General features: G+C 60.0%; 14 protein-coding genes and 3 tRNA genes. 11 read left to right on the plus strand and 6 right to left on the minus strand.

Annotation, left to right across the window (positions count from 1 at the left end):
* Positions 1-473 precede the first annotated feature (473 nt).
* Positions 474-2,870, minus strand: a complete 2,397-nt coding sequence (locus tag SJY10_RS12025; protein ID WP_386682891.1) for an ATP-dependent helicase — start codon at positions 2,868-2,870, stop codon at positions 474-476.
* 183 nt (positions 2,871-3,053) lie between these two features.
* Here SJY10_RS12025 and pyc point away from each other — a divergent pair, with 183 nt between their 5' ends.
* The 3 genes from pyc to SJY10_RS12040 all read left to right on the plus strand — a co-directional run bounded on the left by pyc (position 3,054) and on the right by SJY10_RS12040 (position 6,933).
* The gene (pyc, locus tag SJY10_RS12030) at positions 3,054-6,494 is read left to right on the plus strand and encodes a pyruvate carboxylase (RefSeq protein ID WP_386682893.1); all 3,441 of its coding nucleotides are present in this window, start codon (positions 3,054-3,056) and stop codon (positions 6,492-6,494) included.
* A gap of 152 nt (positions 6,495-6,646) precedes the next feature.
* Positions 6,647-6,721, plus strand: a tRNA-Gly gene (locus SJY10_RS12035).
* Positions 6,722-6,858: 137 nt separating this feature from the next.
* A tRNA-Gly gene (locus SJY10_RS12040) sits at positions 6,859-6,933 on the plus strand.
* A gap of 46 nt (positions 6,934-6,979) precedes the next feature.
* Here the strand turns inward: SJY10_RS12040 and SJY10_RS12045 are convergent.
* Positions 6,980-7,219 (minus strand): Lrp/AsnC ligand binding domain-containing protein, encoded by a 240-nt coding sequence (locus tag SJY10_RS12045; protein WP_090184460.1) that lies wholly within the window; start codon positions 7,217-7,219, stop codon positions 6,980-6,982.
* Positions 7,220-7,339: 120 nt separating this feature from the next.
* Between SJY10_RS12045 and hisB the strand changes: the two genes are divergently transcribed.
* The 4 genes from hisB to SJY10_RS12065 all read left to right on the plus strand — a co-directional run bounded on the left by hisB (position 7,340) and on the right by SJY10_RS12065 (position 10,119).
* Positions 7,340-7,930 carry an imidazoleglycerol-phosphate dehydratase HisB gene (hisB, locus tag SJY10_RS12050; protein WP_386682896.1) on the plus strand — a complete coding sequence of 197 codons (591 nt, stop codon included), beginning with the start codon at positions 7,340-7,342 and terminating at the stop codon, positions 7,928-7,930.
* On the plus strand, positions 7,927-8,568 hold the full coding sequence (hisH, locus tag SJY10_RS12055) for an imidazole glycerol phosphate synthase subunit HisH (protein WP_386682898.1): 642 nt from the start codon (positions 7,927-7,929) through the stop codon (positions 8,566-8,568). Before hisB ends, hisH begins: the two co-directional genes overlap by 4 nt.
* A gap of 17 nt (positions 8,569-8,585) precedes the next feature.
* Entirely contained in the window at positions 8,586-9,497 is a 912-nt protein-coding gene (locus tag SJY10_RS12060; RefSeq protein ID WP_386682900.1) for a glutaminase, read from the plus strand.
* A 115-nt stretch (positions 9,498-9,612) separates the two neighbouring features.
* Positions 9,613-10,119 (plus strand): transglycosylase SLT domain-containing protein, encoded by a 507-nt coding sequence (locus tag SJY10_RS12065; protein WP_386682902.1) that lies wholly within the window; start codon positions 9,613-9,615, stop codon positions 10,117-10,119.
* 61 nt (positions 10,120-10,180) lie between these two features.
* Here SJY10_RS12065 and SJY10_RS12070 read toward each other — a convergent pair whose 3' ends face one another.
* A complete protein-coding gene (locus SJY10_RS12070) occupies positions 10,181-10,570 on the minus strand; it encodes a DUF2147 domain-containing protein (RefSeq protein WP_386682904.1) in 390 nt (129 codons plus the stop codon).
* Positions 10,571-10,708: 138 nt separating this feature from the next.
* Between SJY10_RS12070 and hisA the strand changes: the two genes are divergently transcribed.
* Positions 10,709-11,425, plus strand: a complete 717-nt coding sequence (hisA, locus tag SJY10_RS12075) for a 1-(5-phosphoribosyl)-5-[(5-phosphoribosylamino)methylideneamino]imidazole-4-carboxamide isomerase (RefSeq protein ID WP_386682907.1) — start codon at positions 10,709-10,711, stop codon at positions 11,423-11,425.
* Here the strand turns inward: hisA and SJY10_RS12080 are convergent.
* Positions 11,422-11,868: a DUF302 domain-containing protein gene (locus tag SJY10_RS12080; RefSeq protein WP_386682910.1), complete on the minus strand. Its 447-nt coding sequence runs from the start codon at positions 11,866-11,868 to the stop codon at positions 11,422-11,424. The genes hisA and SJY10_RS12080 overlap by 4 nt on opposite strands.
* A 93-nt stretch (positions 11,869-11,961) precedes the next feature.
* On the opposite strand from SJY10_RS12080, the gene hisF reads away from it, so the two are divergent.
* Complete coding sequence (gene hisF / locus SJY10_RS12085) at positions 11,962-12,723, plus strand: imidazole glycerol phosphate synthase subunit HisF (protein WP_386682912.1); 762 nt, start codon at positions 11,962-11,964, stop codon at positions 12,721-12,723.
* On the plus strand, positions 12,720-13,031 hold the full coding sequence (locus SJY10_RS12090) for a phosphoribosyl-ATP diphosphatase (RefSeq protein WP_386682915.1): 312 nt from the start codon (positions 12,720-12,722) through the stop codon (positions 13,029-13,031). Before hisF ends, SJY10_RS12090 begins: the two co-directional genes overlap by 4 nt.
* 162 nt (positions 13,032-13,193) lie before the next feature.
* Here SJY10_RS12090 and SJY10_RS12095 read toward each other — a convergent pair whose 3' ends face one another.
* Positions 13,194-13,655, minus strand: coding sequence for a CoA-binding protein (locus SJY10_RS12095; RefSeq protein ID WP_386682917.1), 462 nt, complete (start codon positions 13,653-13,655; stop codon positions 13,194-13,196).
* A gap of 165 nt (positions 13,656-13,820) precedes the next feature.
* Positions 13,821-14,600 carry a 23S rRNA (guanosine(2251)-2'-O)-methyltransferase RlmB gene (gene rlmB / locus SJY10_RS12100; RefSeq protein WP_386682919.1) on the minus strand — a complete coding sequence of 260 codons (780 nt, stop codon included), beginning with the start codon at positions 14,598-14,600 and terminating at the stop codon, positions 13,821-13,823.
* A gap of 121 nt (positions 14,601-14,721) precedes the next feature.
* Here rlmB and SJY10_RS12105 point away from each other — a divergent pair.
* A tRNA-Tyr gene (locus SJY10_RS12105) sits at positions 14,722-14,805 on the plus strand.
* The last annotated feature ends 89 nt before the right edge of the window (positions 14,806-14,894 follow it).

Genomic DNA, 14,894 nt, shown 5'->3' on the forward strand with positions numbered 1-14,894 from the left:
ACGGGCGCTGCACCTCCTCCCGCAGCCACCCCGGATAGCCCGAAGCTGCAACCTCCTCCCTGCAGTTTGGGCGACAGATGCAGCTCTGACCTCCTCCCCAGAGCTTTCATCCCAGATAAAGGCGATGCGCACCTCCTCCCGCGCATCGCCTTTTTGGTTTCACGGGTGTGTCTTGTTCTGATTGCAAGCGGCACGATGGATCGGGCTTTGCCCTGCGGATTTTCGGCCAGCATGCATGAATTGAACCGCCCGGCGCAGTGGACGCAATGCACCTTCGTCAATTTTACGATGGTACAGGCTGAACGCGGCGCGAGGCTGCACCAGCTTTCTGCTGCAACAAGTCACCTTTGGCCACTCAACAACATCGCCGCAGCGCTGCTGCGGCTCTACTCTATATTAAGCTTGTCCAAAAGGATGGGACGGCGGGCGGGGTGCCTTCGGGCACCAGCCCGAACAGCGCCGCACCGCCGTGATCAGAACGGCACGTCGTCGGCGGCGTCAGCGGCGACGATAAATTTGGCAACGACTTTCTTCGATCCGGCCTTTTCAAAGGCAATATCCAGCTTGTCGCCTTCGATTCCTTCGATCAGCCCATAACCGAACTTCTGGTGAAACACCCGGTCCCCGATGGTAAAGGCGCTGACGGCTGTCATATCAATGACCATATTACGTGCCTCGACCGGCTGGGCCATGCCGCGCTGCTGACCGCGCGCCTGTAACCTGCGCCACCCTGGCGAGTTGTAAACGTTCGCATCATGGGCCTTTTGGTGCAGGTCCGACATGCTTTCCTCACGCAGCTTCGGACTTGCGCTGGCCGCCATGCCCGCCGCGCCGTAGCCGCCACCATAAAGCCCCGGCGGTGTCAGCACCTCAACGTGATCTTCTGGCAGCTCGTCAATAAAGCGGGACGGCAATGCACTTTGCCATTGGCCGTAAACCCGCCGGTTTGCAGCAAAGGAAATCGTGCAAATCGCCTCTGCCCGCGTGATGCCGACATAGGCCAGCCTGCGTTCCTCCTCGAGCCCCTTCACACCGCTTTCGTCCATGCTGCGCTGGGACGGAAACAAACCATCCTCCCAGCCAGGCAGGAATACGGCAGGAAATTCCAGACCCTTGGCGGCGTGCAGGGTCATGATGCTGACCTTCTCGCCCTCTTGTTCCGTCTCGTTGTCCATAATCAGCGCGACGTGTTCCAGGAACCCTTGAAGGTTCTCGAAATTGTCCAGCGCCTTGACCAGTTCTTTCAGGTTCTCAAGCCGGCCCGGTGCCTCTGGCGTCTTGTCGTTCTGCCACATGCCGGTGTAGCCGGATTCGTCTAGGATCATTTCGGCCAGCTCTTGATGCGTGTCGGCTTCCGCCCGCACCTGCCCGTGCCAACGGTCCAGGCCGTCAACCAGAATGGCCAGTTCCTTCAGCCCCTTACCGCCCAGAAGTTTGGCCTGCACGACAAGCCGCGCGCCTTCGACAAGGCTGACGCCGTTGGTCCGTGCGGCCTTTTGAATGGTCTGTACTGCCTTATCGCCAAGGCCACGCTTGGGCGTATTCACGATCCGCTCGAACGCCAGATCATCATCCTGCGAGACCGCAAGCCGGAAATAGGCCATCGCGTCGCGAATTTCCAAACGCTCGTAGAATCGGGGGCCGCCGATGACGCGGTAGGGCAGACCGATGGTCAGAAAGCGATCCTCGAAGGCGCGCATCTGGTGGCTGGCCCGCACCAAAATCGCCATATGGTCAAGGCTGACCTTGTCCAGACCGCGCGTGCCGCGTTGCAACGCCTCAATCTCTTCGCCGATCCAGCGGGCCTCTTCCTCACCGTCCCAGTGCCCGATCAGGCGCACCTTTTCGCCGCCCGATGCATCCGTGAACAAGGTCTTGCCCAGCCGCCCTTTGTTTCCGGCAATTACGCCAGAGGCTGCGGCCAGGATATGTTCCGTCGACCGGTAGTTTTGTTCCAGCTTGACGACCGTGGCACCGGGAAAGTCCTGTTCGAACCGCAGGATGTTCCCGACTTCCGCACCCCGCCAGCCATAGATCGACTGATCGTCGTCGCCTACGCAGCAGATATTCTTGTGCGCCGCCGCCAGCAGCCGCAGCCATAGGTATTGGGCCACGTTGGTATCCTGATACTCGTCGACTAAAATATAACGAAAGCGCCGCTGATACATTTCCAGCACATCGTTGTGCGTCTGGAAAATCGTGACCATATGCAGCAGCAGGTCGCCAAAGTCGCAGGTGTTCAGGTCCAGCAGACGGCGCTGATAGGCCGCGTAAAGGTCGACCGCCTTGTGGTCAAAGGCTGCGGCATCCGCCAGCGGCACCTTGTCCGGTGTCAGCGCCTTGTTTTTCCATCCGTCAATAATTCCAGCCAGCATCCGCGGCGGCCAACGTTTTTCATCGATTCCGGCAGCCACGATCAACTGCTTCATCAGCCGGATCTGGTCATCCGTATCCAGAATCGTAAAGTTCGATTTCAGCCCGATCAGTTCAGCATGGCGGCGCAGCAGTTTTACGCAAATCGCGTGAAAGGTGCCAAGCCACGGCATGCCTTCGACGGTCTCGCCCATCAGACGGCCGACGCGGTTCTTCATCTCTCTTGCGGCTTTGTTGGTGAATGTCACCGCCAGCACGTCCTGCGGACGGGCGGTGCCTGTCACCAAAAGATGCGCGATTCGCGATGTCAGCGCCTTGGTCTTGCCGGTGCCGGCCCCTGCCAGCATCAATACAGGACCGTTCAACGCCATCACAGCAGTGCGCTGCGCGTCGTTCAACCCTTCCAGATAAGGGCCGGCACTGCGCTGCGGCATGGCCCGCTGGCTTAGGGGGCGGGCGGCGGCCTCAAAGGCGTCGTCTTCGGAATAACTGCTCATGCCCTTAGGCATACGCCTGAACGCGGCGCAGATAAACCCCTGTTCACGATCCGTTCACATCGCCGCGCGATTGATGGCACAGCACAATGTATCGCGCGCACAGCAGCAGCCATGATCGCACGGCACCTACTGGACATCCTTTGCGGACCGCTTAACAATGCTGCAACTGCATAAGGGATGACCATGGCCGACTTTGAAAAAATTCTGATCGCAAACCGCGGTGAAATCGCCATTCGCGTCATGCGTGCTGCCAACGAAATGGGCAAGAAAACGGTTGCCGTTTACGCCGAAGAGGACAAGCTGTCGCTGCACCGCTTCAAGGCGGACGAAGCCTATCGCATCGGTGAAGGCATGGGCCCGGTCGCGGCCTATCTAAGCATCGAGGAAATTATCCGCGTTGCAAAGGATAGCGGCGCTGACGCGATCCACCCCGGCTATGGCTTGCTGTCCGAAAACCCTGATTTCGTTGATGCCTGCGCTGCGAATGGGATTACCTTTATCGGCCCCAAAGCCAAAACCATGAGAGAGCTTGGCGACAAGGCCTCTGCCCGGCAGGTGGCAATCGACGCGGGAGTGCCGGTCATTCCGGCCACGCCTGTGCTGGGCGACGACATGGCAGAGATCAAGAAGCAGGCGGCAGAGGTCGGCTATCCCCTGATGCTGAAAGCGTCCTGGGGCGGCGGCGGACGCGGTATGCGCCCGATCAATTCGGAAAAAGAGCTGGAAGAAAAAGTCCGCGAAGGCCGGCGCGAGGCCGAGGCCGCCTTTGGCAACGGCGAAGGTTATCTGGAAAAGATGATTATCAAGGCGCGCCACGTCGAGGTGCAGATCCTTGGCGACAATCAAGGCAATATCTATCACCTGTGGGAACGCGACTGTTCCGTGCAGCGCCGCAACCAAAAGGTCGTGGAACGGGCACCTGCCCCCTATCTGTCCAGCGCACAGCGCGAGAAGATCTGTAATCTGGGTAAAAAGATTTGCCAGCACGTCAATTATGAATGTGCGGGCACCGTCGAATTCTTGATGGATATGGAAACGGGCCAGTTCTACTTCATCGAAGTGAACCCCCGCGTGCAGGTAGAACATACCGTGACCGAGGAGGTCACCGGCATCGACATCGTCCGCGCGCAAATCCTGATCGCAGAAGGCAAATCGCTGGTCGAGGCGACGGGCTGCGCATCGCAATACGACGTCAAGCTGGACGGCCACGCGCTGCAATGCCGGGTCACGACAGAAGACCCGCAAAACAACTTTATCCCCGATTACGGGCGCATCCAGATGTATCGCAGCGCGACCGGTCCGGGCATCCGCCTTGATGGCGGCACCGCCTATTCCGGTGCTGTGATCACACGGTATTACGACAGCCTGCTGACTAAGGTTACGGCGCGTGCGCCGACACCTGAAATGGCGATTGCCCGTATGGACCGCGCCCTGCGCGAATTTCGTATTCGCGGTGTGTCGACGAATATTGCGTTCGTGGAAAACTTGCTGAAGCATCCGACGTTCCTGAACAACGAATACCACACCAAGTTCATCGACCAGACGCCAGAGCTGTTCGACTTCAAGGCACGCCGCGACCGGGCGACCAAGATCCTGACCTATGTTGCTGACATCACGGTAAACGGACACCCCGAAACCGCTGGCCGCCCGCGCCCGGCGGCGGATGTGAAACTGCCGAAAGCGCCGGTCAAATCGCTGGAAAAGATGATTCCCGGCACCCGCCAAATTTTGAACGAACAAGGCCCCAAAGCCGTCGCCCAGTGGATGAAAGACCAGCCGCAGCTGCTGATTACCGACACCACGATGCGTGACGGGCACCAATCCTTGCTGGCGACGCGGATGCGGTCCATCGACATGGTTACGGTCGCCCCGACCTATGCCGCCAAGATGCATCAGCTGTTTTCGGTCGAATGCTGGGGCGGCGCGACCTTTGACGTCGCCTACCGGTTCCTGCAGGAATGTCCGTGGCAGCGTCTGCGCGATATTCGCGAAAAGATGCCGAATGTCATGACGCAGATGCTGCTGCGTGCCTCGAACGGGGTGGGCTATACCAACTATCCCGATAACGTCGTGCAAAGCTTTGTCGCGCAGGCGGCAACATCTGGCGTTGACGTGTTCCGTGTATTCGACTCGCTTAACTGGGTCGAAAATATGCGCGTTGCCATGAATGCGGTGATCGAATCCAACAAGGTGCTGGAAGCGTCTATCTGCTATACCGGCGACATGCTGGACCCAACCCGCGCCAAGTATGACCTGAAATACTATATCGCGATGGCCAAAGAGCTGGAGGCTGCTGGCGCGCATGTGCTGGGCCTGAAGGACATGGCTGGCCTTTTGAAAGCGCCGGCTGCAACCCAGCTGTTCAAAGCCCTAAAAGAAGAAGTCGGCCTGCCGATCCACTTTCACACGCATGATACATCGGGCGCTGCAATTTCCACCGTGCTGGCGGCTTCGGCTGCGGGGGTCGATTGTATCGATGCCGCGATGGATAGCTTCTCAGGGAACACATCGCAGCCGACACTGGGATCGATCGTCGAGGCGCTGCGCGGAACTGATCGCGACACGGGCCTTGATATCAAGGCGATCCGCGAAATCAGCAACTATTGGGAACAGGTCCGCGCGCATTATCTGGCGTTCGAATCCGGCCTGCAGGCGCCTGCCTCAGAGGTTTATCTGCACGAAATGCCCGGTGGCCAGTTTACCAACCTCAAGGCGCAGGCCCGCAGCCTTGGCCTAGAGGACCGCTGGCACGAGGTCGCGCAGACCTATGCCGATGTGAACCAGATGTTCGGCGATATCGTCAAGGTTACGCCGTCGTCCAAGGTTGTCGGCGATATGGCCCTGATGATGGTGTCGCAGAACCTGACCCGTTCGCAGGTCGAGGACCCATCGGTTGACGTATCCTTCCCGGATTCAGTTATCGACATGATGAAAGGCAGCCTTGGCCAACCACCGGGCGGCTGGCCTGCAGGCATCCAGAAGAAAGTGCTGAAAGGCGAAAAGCCGAACCTTGACCGCCCCGGCAAGCACCTGAAGCCTGTCGATCTGGAAGCTGTGAAGGCTGAACTGACCCAGAAAGTCGGGCATGATGTCGATGGTGAGGATCTGAACGGGTATCTTATGTATCCCAAGGTCTTTACCGACTATGCCGCCCGCCATGAAACCTATGGCCCGGTGCGGACGCTGCCGACCAAGACCTTCTTTTACGGAATGGAACCCGGCGAGGAGATCAGCGCCGAAATCGATCCCGGAAAAACGCTGGAAGTGCGCATGCAAGCCGTGTCCGACATGAACGAGGACGGCGAGGTGAAGGTGTTCTTTGAACTGAACGGCCAGCCCCGCACGATCCGCGTGTTGAACCGTCTAGCCGCTGCCGACCGCGTGCAGAATCGCAAGGCAGAACTGGGCAACCCGAGCCATATCGGTGCGCCAATGCCCGGTGTGGTGGCCACTGTTGCTGCGGTGGCCGGTGCAAAGGTGAAAGAAGGCGATCTGCTGCTGACGATCGAAGCGATGAAGATGGAAACCGGCATCCATGCCGACCGCGACGCTGTGATCAAAGCCGTTTTGGTAAGTGCTGGTAGCCAGATCGACGCCAAGGATCTGCTGATCGAGCTGGAATAAGGTGATCCGCCCCCCTGCCGGGGGCGGATGCCTCCGGCGGGAGTTTGTTTGGCCAGATGAAGAGATCGGGCCGCGAAATAAAATACGCGCCGGGCATATTTTCCTCTTGCGGCGGACGTGCAGTGTTTATAAGTCACGCCTACCGACGGGATGCGGGCGTAGCTCAGGGGTAGAGCATAACCTTGCCAAGGTTAGGGTCGAGAGTTCGAATCTCTTCGCCCGCTCCAGTCGGTATAAACGAAAAGGGTCGCCTTGTTGGGCGGCCCTTTCGCGTTTCAGGGCTTTGAAAAATCTTGTGAATTTTTCTGCGATTGCCCCTTGCCCCTGACGCGCGGCTTTTGTAAATCCCCATTCACCGACGGACGCGGGCGTAGCTCAGGGGTAGAGCATAACCTTGCCAAGGTTAGGGTCGAGAGTTCGAATCTCTTCGCCCGCTCCATCGGTCAAACGAAAAGGGCCGCCCCGTTGGGCGGCCCTTTCGCGTTTCAGAAGGCTTTAAAAGTCAGCGTCGTCAGGGTGCGTTCGATTCCCTTGATGCCGGCAACGCTTTCGTTGATGAAATGGCCCACGTCGCGGTCGGTGGGCACATAGGCCTTCATTAGCAGGTCGAAATCGCCGCTGGTGGAATAAAGCTCTGAATGGATTTCGCGCAGGGCGATCGCATCGGCGACATCATAGGTGGTGCCGGGGGTGCAGCGAATCTGAACGAAGACGCAAGTGGTCATGGGCGTAGCCTTTCCTTGGAATTGCGCCGAACTTGCACCACAGGGACGCGGCGCGCAATCGGTGCCTTGGCGCAGGCCCCGCCCCTGCCTATAAGGCCCCAAGACACAAGGGAGACGCCGATGCGCACCGCCACCATTACCCGCCAGACGGCCGAGACGCAGATCAGCGTCACGCTGAACCTGGACGGCACCGGAGTTTACGACAACCAGACCGGCATTGGTTTTTTCGATCACATGCTGGATCAGTTGTCGCGCCACGCGCTGATTGACATGACGGTCCGCACAACGGGCGATCTGCACATCGACGACCACCACACGGTCGAGGATACGGGCATCGCCATCGGGCAGGCGCTGGTGCAGGCGCTGGGTGACAAGCGGGGCATCAACCGCTATGCCGATTGCCACCTTGCCATGGACGACGCGCAGGTGCGCTGTGCGCTGGATCTGTCGGGCCGGCCCTATTTGATCTGCAATCTGGATTTGCCGTTTGGCAAGATCGGGCCCAGCTTTGACACAGAGCTCGTGCGCGAATTCTTTCAGGCCTTGGCCACCCACGGCGGGATCACGCTGCACATCGACCGGTTGCATGGCTTTAACGCCCACCACATCACCGAGGCGGCGTTCAAATCCGTTGCCCGGGCCTTGCGCATGGCGATCGAGGTCGATCCGCGCAAGGCTGACGCCATTCCATCGACCAAGGGTAGCCTGTGACCACCACCGTTCTGATTGACTACGACAGCGGTAATCTGCATTCGGCGCAAAAGGCGTTCGAGCGGATGGCACGGGAAACGGACGCCGGGCAAATCGTGGTGACGGGCGATCCTGATGTTGTGGCATCGGCGGACCGCATTGTGCTGCCGGGCGACGGGGCCTTTCCGCATTGCCGCAATTCGCTGTTTGAACATGGTGCCTTGGCCCAGGCCTTGACCGAAGCGGTAGAGCAGCGCGGCGTGCCCTTTATGGGCATATGTGTCGGGATGCAGATGCTGGCGGGCACGGGTTTCGAATACGAAGCCGTGCAGGGGCTTGGCTGGATCCCCGGCGAGATCCGCCGCATTACGCCATCTGACCCCGCATTGAAAATTCCGCATATGGGCTGGAACGATCTGATTATCGACCAGCCGCATCCGGTGCTGGCGGGGCTGGCGACGGGGGATCATGCGTATTTCGTCCACTCCTATGCGATGCAGGTCGCAGAGCCTGCGCATTTGCTGGCGCATGTCGATTATGCAGGCGATGTGACGGCCATCGTCGGCCGCGACAACATCGTCGGCACGCAGTTCCACCCCGAGAAAAGCCAGAATGCCGGCCTGCGGCTCATCGCCAATTTTCTGAACTGGAAGCCCTGATCCAAAGGACCGCAGCCATGGATATCGCCGCGATACTGGACGACATCAGCGCGGCCATGGCGCGGGCACCCGACCGGGGCCGCGTGGCCAGCTATATTCCGGAACTGGCGCGCGTCGATCCCGGCCGCTTTGGCATGGCGGTCGCCCTGCCCGACGGGCAGGTGTTCAGCACCGGCGATGCTGCCTTGCCGTTTTCGATCCAAAGCATCAGCAAGGTCTTTACCCTTGCGCTGGCGCTGGGGCGCATGGGGGATCAATTCTGGTCCCGCGTCGGGCGCGAACCCTCTGGCCAGGCCTTTAACTCTATCCTGCAGCTGGAACATGAAGGCGGGATTCCCCGCAATCCGTTTATCAATGCCGGTGCCATCGCGACCACCGATGCTGCGCTGGCGGGGCACGCCCCGCGCGAATTTCTAGGCGAATTGCTGCGGTTCATCCGCACCGCAGCGGGCGACGAATCAATCCACATCAACGAAAAGGTCGCCGCATCAGAGCAGGCGACAGGGGATCTGAACCGGTCTTTGGCCTATTTCATGGCCGCCCACGGCAATATGGTAAACCCGGTCGAACAGACCTTGGGTGCCTATTTCCACCAATGCGCGGTCGAAATGTCCTGCAACCAACTGGCCAAAGCGGCGTTGTTTTTGTCCGGAACCGAAGGTGCACCGCGGCTTGTGTCCCCTGCCCGCCGCCGGCGGATCAACGCGATGATGATGCTGTGCGGTCACTACGATGCCTCTGGCGATTTTGCGTATCGCGTTGGTTTACCGGGCAAAAGCGGCGTCGGCGGCGGCATCATGGTTGTGGCTCCTGCCAAGGCGGGTATCGCGGTCTGGTCGCCCGGGCTGAATGCGCAGGGCAATTCCAAGCTGGGGACCGACGCGGTCGAAATGTTCGCCCGCGCCACCGGCTGGTCGGTTTTCGACTAAGCGTCAAACCGCCCCGCGAGCGGCGACAATCTGCCGACGGCTTATCGTTTTGTTTACCACTTATGCGGCAGCAGGCTAAGCCGTTCGGCAGGGACAACATCAACAGGCCGAAAAAATGCTGAAACTGCTGCGCGGAACATGCGCGATGATGACTTTGGTGGGCCTGTCGGCCTGCATGAACGCCACCGCGACACCGCCAGATGCCATGTCCTTTATCGGAAATGCGCCGCAGTCCACATCGACGATCCCGATGCACCCGAACGAGACACGCGAATTGCGTGCACTTATCCAGAAATACGCTGACATTTACGACATTCCCGAAAGCCTGCTGCACCGCGTCATCATCCGCGAAAGCACCCACAATCCGGGCGCGCACAATGGCCCCTATTACGGCCTGATGCAAATCCTGCCCGCAACGGCACGAACTATGGGTTTCAAGGGCAGCGACCGCGAACTGCTGGATGCGGAAACCAACCTGAAATACGCGGGCAAATATCTGCGCGGGGCATGGCTGCTTTCGGACGGGTCAGAGGCGACGGCGGTCAAGTGGTACAGCCAAGGCTACTATTACGAAGCAAAGCGTCGCGGCATGCTGGTTGAAACAGGTCTGCGCAAGGCCTGACCCACCGCAACGGACACAATAAACACGCCGGTACCCAATGTGCCGGCATGTTTCGTTTGACCTACTGGATGCGGGCCCAGTTCTGGCTTGCGCACAGCAGTCCACCGGCAACGCACCCCTGCAAACGCAGCGCATTACCGCTGACCTGCATCTTGCCGACATAAGTCTTTCCGTTGGACGGACGATAGACCTGCCCTGCATAGGTCCCGTCACCGTTCGGCGCCATGTTGATGACAATCTGCCGCCCGATGTTTTCCGACTGATAAGGCGTGCCATCAGCGTTATACGTGTTGGTGATGGTGCCGCATACAGCAGCGCCGCAGGGGGCGACGGTCACATAGGCAAATGCGCCGTCATCGACTTCGGTCTGCCAGACGCCGACGGCCGCATCCTGTGCGGATGCCGCCGTAGCGAAGGTTGCGGCCAAAACGGCAGCGATCAGGTGTTTCATATTGGGTCTCCTCCCCGATTGAACTGCGCTACTTTGCAGGGCGCGCGCGATTCCACGCAAGACTGACGCCACGTCGGTTGCCTTTTCACCAAGATAGCCGCAAAACGCAGCAACCTGATGCGCCTTAAGGAGCCTGCCATGATCCTCTATCCCGCGATTGACCTCAAAGACGGCCAGGCCGTACGCCTGGTACATGGCGAAATGGATCAGGCCACGGTGTTCAACGACGATCCCGCCGCGCAGGCGCAGGCCTTTGTCGATGCGGGCTGCCAATGGCTGCATCTGGTTGACCTGAACGGTGCCTTTGCCGGCACCCCGGTCAACGCCGCCCCGGTCGAGGCGATCCTGAAGCGCTGCAAGGTCCCTGCCCAGCTTGGCGGCGGGATTCGCGATATGGCGACGATTGAACGCTGGCTTGATCTGGGCCTCGCCCGCGTAATCCTTGGCACCGTCGCTGTCGAAAATCCCGATCTTGTGCGACAGGCCGCCAAAGCATTCCCTGGTAAAGTCGCCGTCGGCCTTGATGCCCGCAATGGCCGCGTCGCGACCCGGGGATGGGCCGAAGAAACCGACGTGATGGTGACAGATCTTGCAAAATCCTTCGAAGATGCCGGCATCGCTGCCATCATCTACACCGACATCCTGCGCGACGGCGCGATGAAGGGGCCGAATATCGACGCCACAGCCGATCTGGCGCGCGCCGTCGACATTCCGGTCATCGCCTCTGGCGGTGTTTCCTCGCTGGCCGATCTGGCCGCGCTGCGCGACACCGGCGTCATTTCAGGCGCAATTTCGGGCCGCGCGCTTTACGATGGGGCCATCGATCTGCGCGCAGCCATGGATCTACTGGCTTAATTCGCAGCCTTGTCGGTCAGCATATCCAGCGCACCGGCCATTTTCGCCAGGTAATCTGCGTCTTCGGGGATATCCAGACCCGCAAACATATCCGGCACCGCCTCATAAGCGATCAGCGTCTGGCCGTCTTGTTCATAAACCAGCACCTTCAGCGGCAGAACCAGACCGGCCAGACCATCCGCCTGCAATGCCGGTGTGCCAAGCTGGGGGTTGCCGAAAATCAGCAATTCCATCGGCATCAATTCCATATCGACGCTGGCCGCACCAGTTGCGTGGTCAACGCGAGCAAATACGGTGGCACCTGCGTCGGTCACTGCAGTTTCCAGCGCGTTCATGGCGTCATAGACCGTGCGCTCTGTCGGCTTGGTGACGACCTCGGCCAGCGCCGGAGCCGCCAAGGCGGGCAAGGCCAGCGCAGCGGCGGCAAGTGTTGTGCGAATCATGGATATGTCCTTTGTGATGTGACCCTAGCCTAACTTAACATATGCGCTCAGGTTCCCCTTCCCCTGCCCAGCCTTGCGCGGTATCACGCCCATATGCTGAAAACCCGGATCATCCCCTGCCTTGATGTCGCCAACGGACGTGTTGTCAAAGGTGTGAATTTCGTCGGTCTGCGCGATGCGGGCGACCCTGTCGATGCGGCCATCGCCTATAACGCGGCTGGCGCGGACGAGCTTTGCTTTCTCGATATCATGGCCACCGAGGAAAACCGCGGCACCATGTTCGAACTGGCGACCCGCACCGCCGAGGCATGCTTTATGCCGCTGACCATCGGCGGCGGCGTGCGGACCCACCACGACGTGCGCGCCCTGTTGCTGGCGGGGGCTGACAAGGTCAGCTTCAACTCTGCCGCCGTCGCCAACCCCGATGTCGTAACAGAAGCAGCGCTGCGCTTTGGCAGCCAATGCATCGTCGTTGCAATCGATGCCAAAACCGTGGCCCCCGGCCGGTGGGAAATCTTTACCCACGGCGGGCGGCGCGCAACCGGGATCGACGCTGTGGAATTCGCCCGCACCGTGGTGGCAAAAGGCGCCGGTGAAATCCTGCTGACCGCGATGGACAACGACGGCGTCAAGACCGGCTACAACATCCCCCTGACCCGCGCGGTCAGCGATGCGGTCAACGTGCCCGTCATCGCCTCTGGCGGCGCCGGCACGCTGGATCACCTTGTCGAGGGCGTCACCGAAGGCCACGCCAGCGCCGTGCTGGCGGCGTCAATCTTTCACTTCGGCACCTACACCATACCGCAGGCCAAACAGCATATGGCCGACGCGGGCATCCCCATGAGGCTGTCATGACCCTTGATGATCTGGCCGCCACGATTGCTGCCCGCAAAGGCGCGGACCCCGACACCAGCTGGACAGCAAAACTGCTGGCCAAAGGCCCCGCAAAATGCGCCGAAAAATTTGGCGAAGAATCCATAGAGGCCATCATCGAGGCCGTGCGCGGCGACAAGGCGGCGCTGACATCAGAGGCAGCAGATACCCTTTATCACCTGCTCGTCATGCTGACCGCCTGCGACGTGCCCCTGTCCGACGTTATGGATGAGCTCGCCCGCCGCCAAGGCACTTCCGGCATCGTTGAAAAAGCGGCACGCCAGCCTTAACGGCGGTCCCATTCTTCTGGTCTTAAATATCCCGGGGTCCGGGGCTGGCCCCGGTCAACATATCCGTTGGTGCCCACGCCGCGGCTTCTGGTTTCGCAAATTCTGACGATCAAACCTGCGGCATCGCCTGCCAAGGCGCAGCCCTGCGCGTGCAAAGGCACTTCATAGCCTGGACGAAATCACGCCCGTGTTGAATCCGCCCATCCGAAGTTCTCCGAAAAGGCGCTGATATTCGATTTTCGGACAACGGTCCTGCACCACGGTAACACCACGCGCCGCAGCAAAAGCAGCCGCTGCGTCATGGCGCACCCCTAGCTGTAACCAGATCACATCCAGCTGCGGCCAGCGGGCCAGTGCTGCGTCCACGACATCCGGCACGGCATCAGACCGGCGGAATACATCGACCATATCCACATCACCCGGTACATCGGCAAAGTTGGCGTAAACCGGCTCGCCCAGCAGGTCCTGCCCGGCAAGCCCTGGATTGACCGGCACGATCTTGTAGCCTTTCAGCTGCAGATACCGCGCAACGTAATAACTCGGCCGGACCGGGTTTGCGGACACACCCACGATTGCAATCCGCTTGATGCGCGTCAGGATGGATTTTAGCTCTGCATCTGTCATATCACCACCATCAGGGCAAAAAAACGCCCGGGTCAAGCCCGGGCGCATAGGTGTGGAACGAGGGACAGTCAAAGGCGCGGATCGGTTCCAGTGATCCGCTCTGATCCCTGATATGGGGATGATCACCGCCATCCCCACCCGTACTCTCCAAAGTGTGAACGCGCGTTAGCCAGCCTTGCTTGCGTAAAGGGCGACAGCGGCAGCATTGGACACATTCAGGGACCCAAAGCCACCAGCGGCACCGATACGCACCAGCGCATCGCAGGTTTCCATACTTTTCTCGCGCAGGCCCGGCCCTTCGGCCCCCATCACCAGCGCCACCGGGCGGTCGTGCTTGCCGACAAGCGCCTCGCCGATCGTCTGTTCGGCCTCTCCGTCCAGACCCAGCACGATATAGCCCATATCCTGCAGTTGCGTCATTGCATCCGCCAGATTGCGCACCCGCAAATAAGGCTGCCGTTCCAGCGCGCCAGAGGCAGTCTTGGCCAATGCGCCGGTTTCAGGTGCAGCATGGCGCTGCACGGCGACAACGGCGCGCGCGCCGAACACTTCGGCAGAGCGCAAAATTGCGCCGACGTTATGCGGGTCGGTCACCCGGTCTAAAAGCACGATGCGCGGCGGCTGTGGGCCGTCACCCAGCGCGATATCCTGCAAGCTGCCCCAATCCAGCGGCTTGACCTCCAGTGCGGCCCCTTGGTGCACGGACTGCGGATCAATGGGGGCGGCGAATTTACGCGGATCGCTAATCTCTGGCTCGATCCCCGCCTCGGCCACGGCGTCGGCCAACTTATCCAGCGCATTGCGCGTCACGACCAGACGCAGCTTTTCCCGCTTGGGGTTCAGCAACGCATCGCGCACGGCATGCAGGCCGAACAGCCAGATCGTCTCTGCTGCGGCCAGCCGCTTGGCCTGTTCTTTTTCGATTACCCACTTCGGCTTTTGCATCTTCACGCTCCTGACTGTTGGCCCTCCGATACAGGGAAACGCCGCCCGTGTGAAGCAACCGCAAAAAGGTGCTTTTTTGCAGTTGACGCCCCCGTGGGCCAAGGTTATCTCGACCCCCAGTGGGCGACAGGCCGCAAGGTGTGGCAGGAGACTGTAACTCTCTCGCGGAGACGCACGCCTGGTTCGATTCCAGGGTCGCCCACCACTTCACGCGAGACAGTATTAATTAATTTATGATTTTTCGCAGAAAAATCACACGTTTCAGTTCTTTCAACAAATTGTTGGGTTAGTCGA

The sequence above is a fragment of the Loktanella sp. R86503 genome (assembly GCF_042466455.1).
In the GTDB taxonomy this organism is placed as follows: Bacteria; Pseudomonadota; Alphaproteobacteria; order Rhodobacterales; family Rhodobacteraceae; genus Loktanella.

Coding starts and splice junctions, on each gene's coding strand:
- hisB (WP_386682896.1), top strand. CDS start 7,340: ATGCGCACCGCCACCATTACCCGCCAGACGGCCGAGACGCAGATCAGC.
- rlmB (WP_386682919.1), bottom strand. CDS start 14,600: ATGCAAAAGCCGAAGTGGGTAATCGAAAAAGAACAGGCCAAGCGGCTG.
- hisA (WP_386682907.1), top strand. CDS start 10,709: ATGATCCTCTATCCCGCGATTGACCTCAAAGACGGCCAGGCCGTACGC.
- SJY10_RS12025 (WP_386682891.1), bottom strand. CDS start 2,870: ATGAGCAGTTATTCCGAAGACGACGCCTTTGAGGCCGCCGCCCGCCCC.
- SJY10_RS12070 (WP_386682904.1), bottom strand. CDS start 10,570: ATGAAACACCTGATCGCTGCCGTTTTGGCCGCAACCTTCGCTACGGCG.
- hisF (WP_386682912.1), top strand. CDS start 11,962: ATGCTGAAAACCCGGATCATCCCCTGCCTTGATGTCGCCAACGGACGT.
- SJY10_RS12065 (WP_386682902.1), top strand. CDS start 9,613: ATGCTGAAACTGCTGCGCGGAACATGCGCGATGATGACTTTGGTGGGC.
- SJY10_RS12045 (WP_090184460.1), bottom strand. CDS start 7,219: ATGACCACTTGCGTCTTCGTTCAGATTCGCTGCACCCCCGGCACCACC.
- SJY10_RS12090 (WP_386682915.1), top strand. CDS start 12,720: ATGACCCTTGATGATCTGGCCGCCACGATTGCTGCCCGCAAAGGCGCG.
- pyc (WP_386682893.1), top strand. CDS start 3,054: ATGGCCGACTTTGAAAAAATTCTGATCGCAAACCGCGGTGAAATCGCC.
- SJY10_RS12080 (WP_386682910.1), bottom strand. CDS start 11,868: ATGATTCGCACAACACTTGCCGCCGCTGCGCTGGCCTTGCCCGCCTTG.
- SJY10_RS12095 (WP_386682917.1), bottom strand. CDS start 13,655: ATGACAGATGCAGAGCTAAAATCCATCCTGACGCGCATCAAGCGGATT.
- SJY10_RS12060 (WP_386682900.1), top strand. CDS start 8,586: ATGGATATCGCCGCGATACTGGACGACATCAGCGCGGCCATGGCGCGG.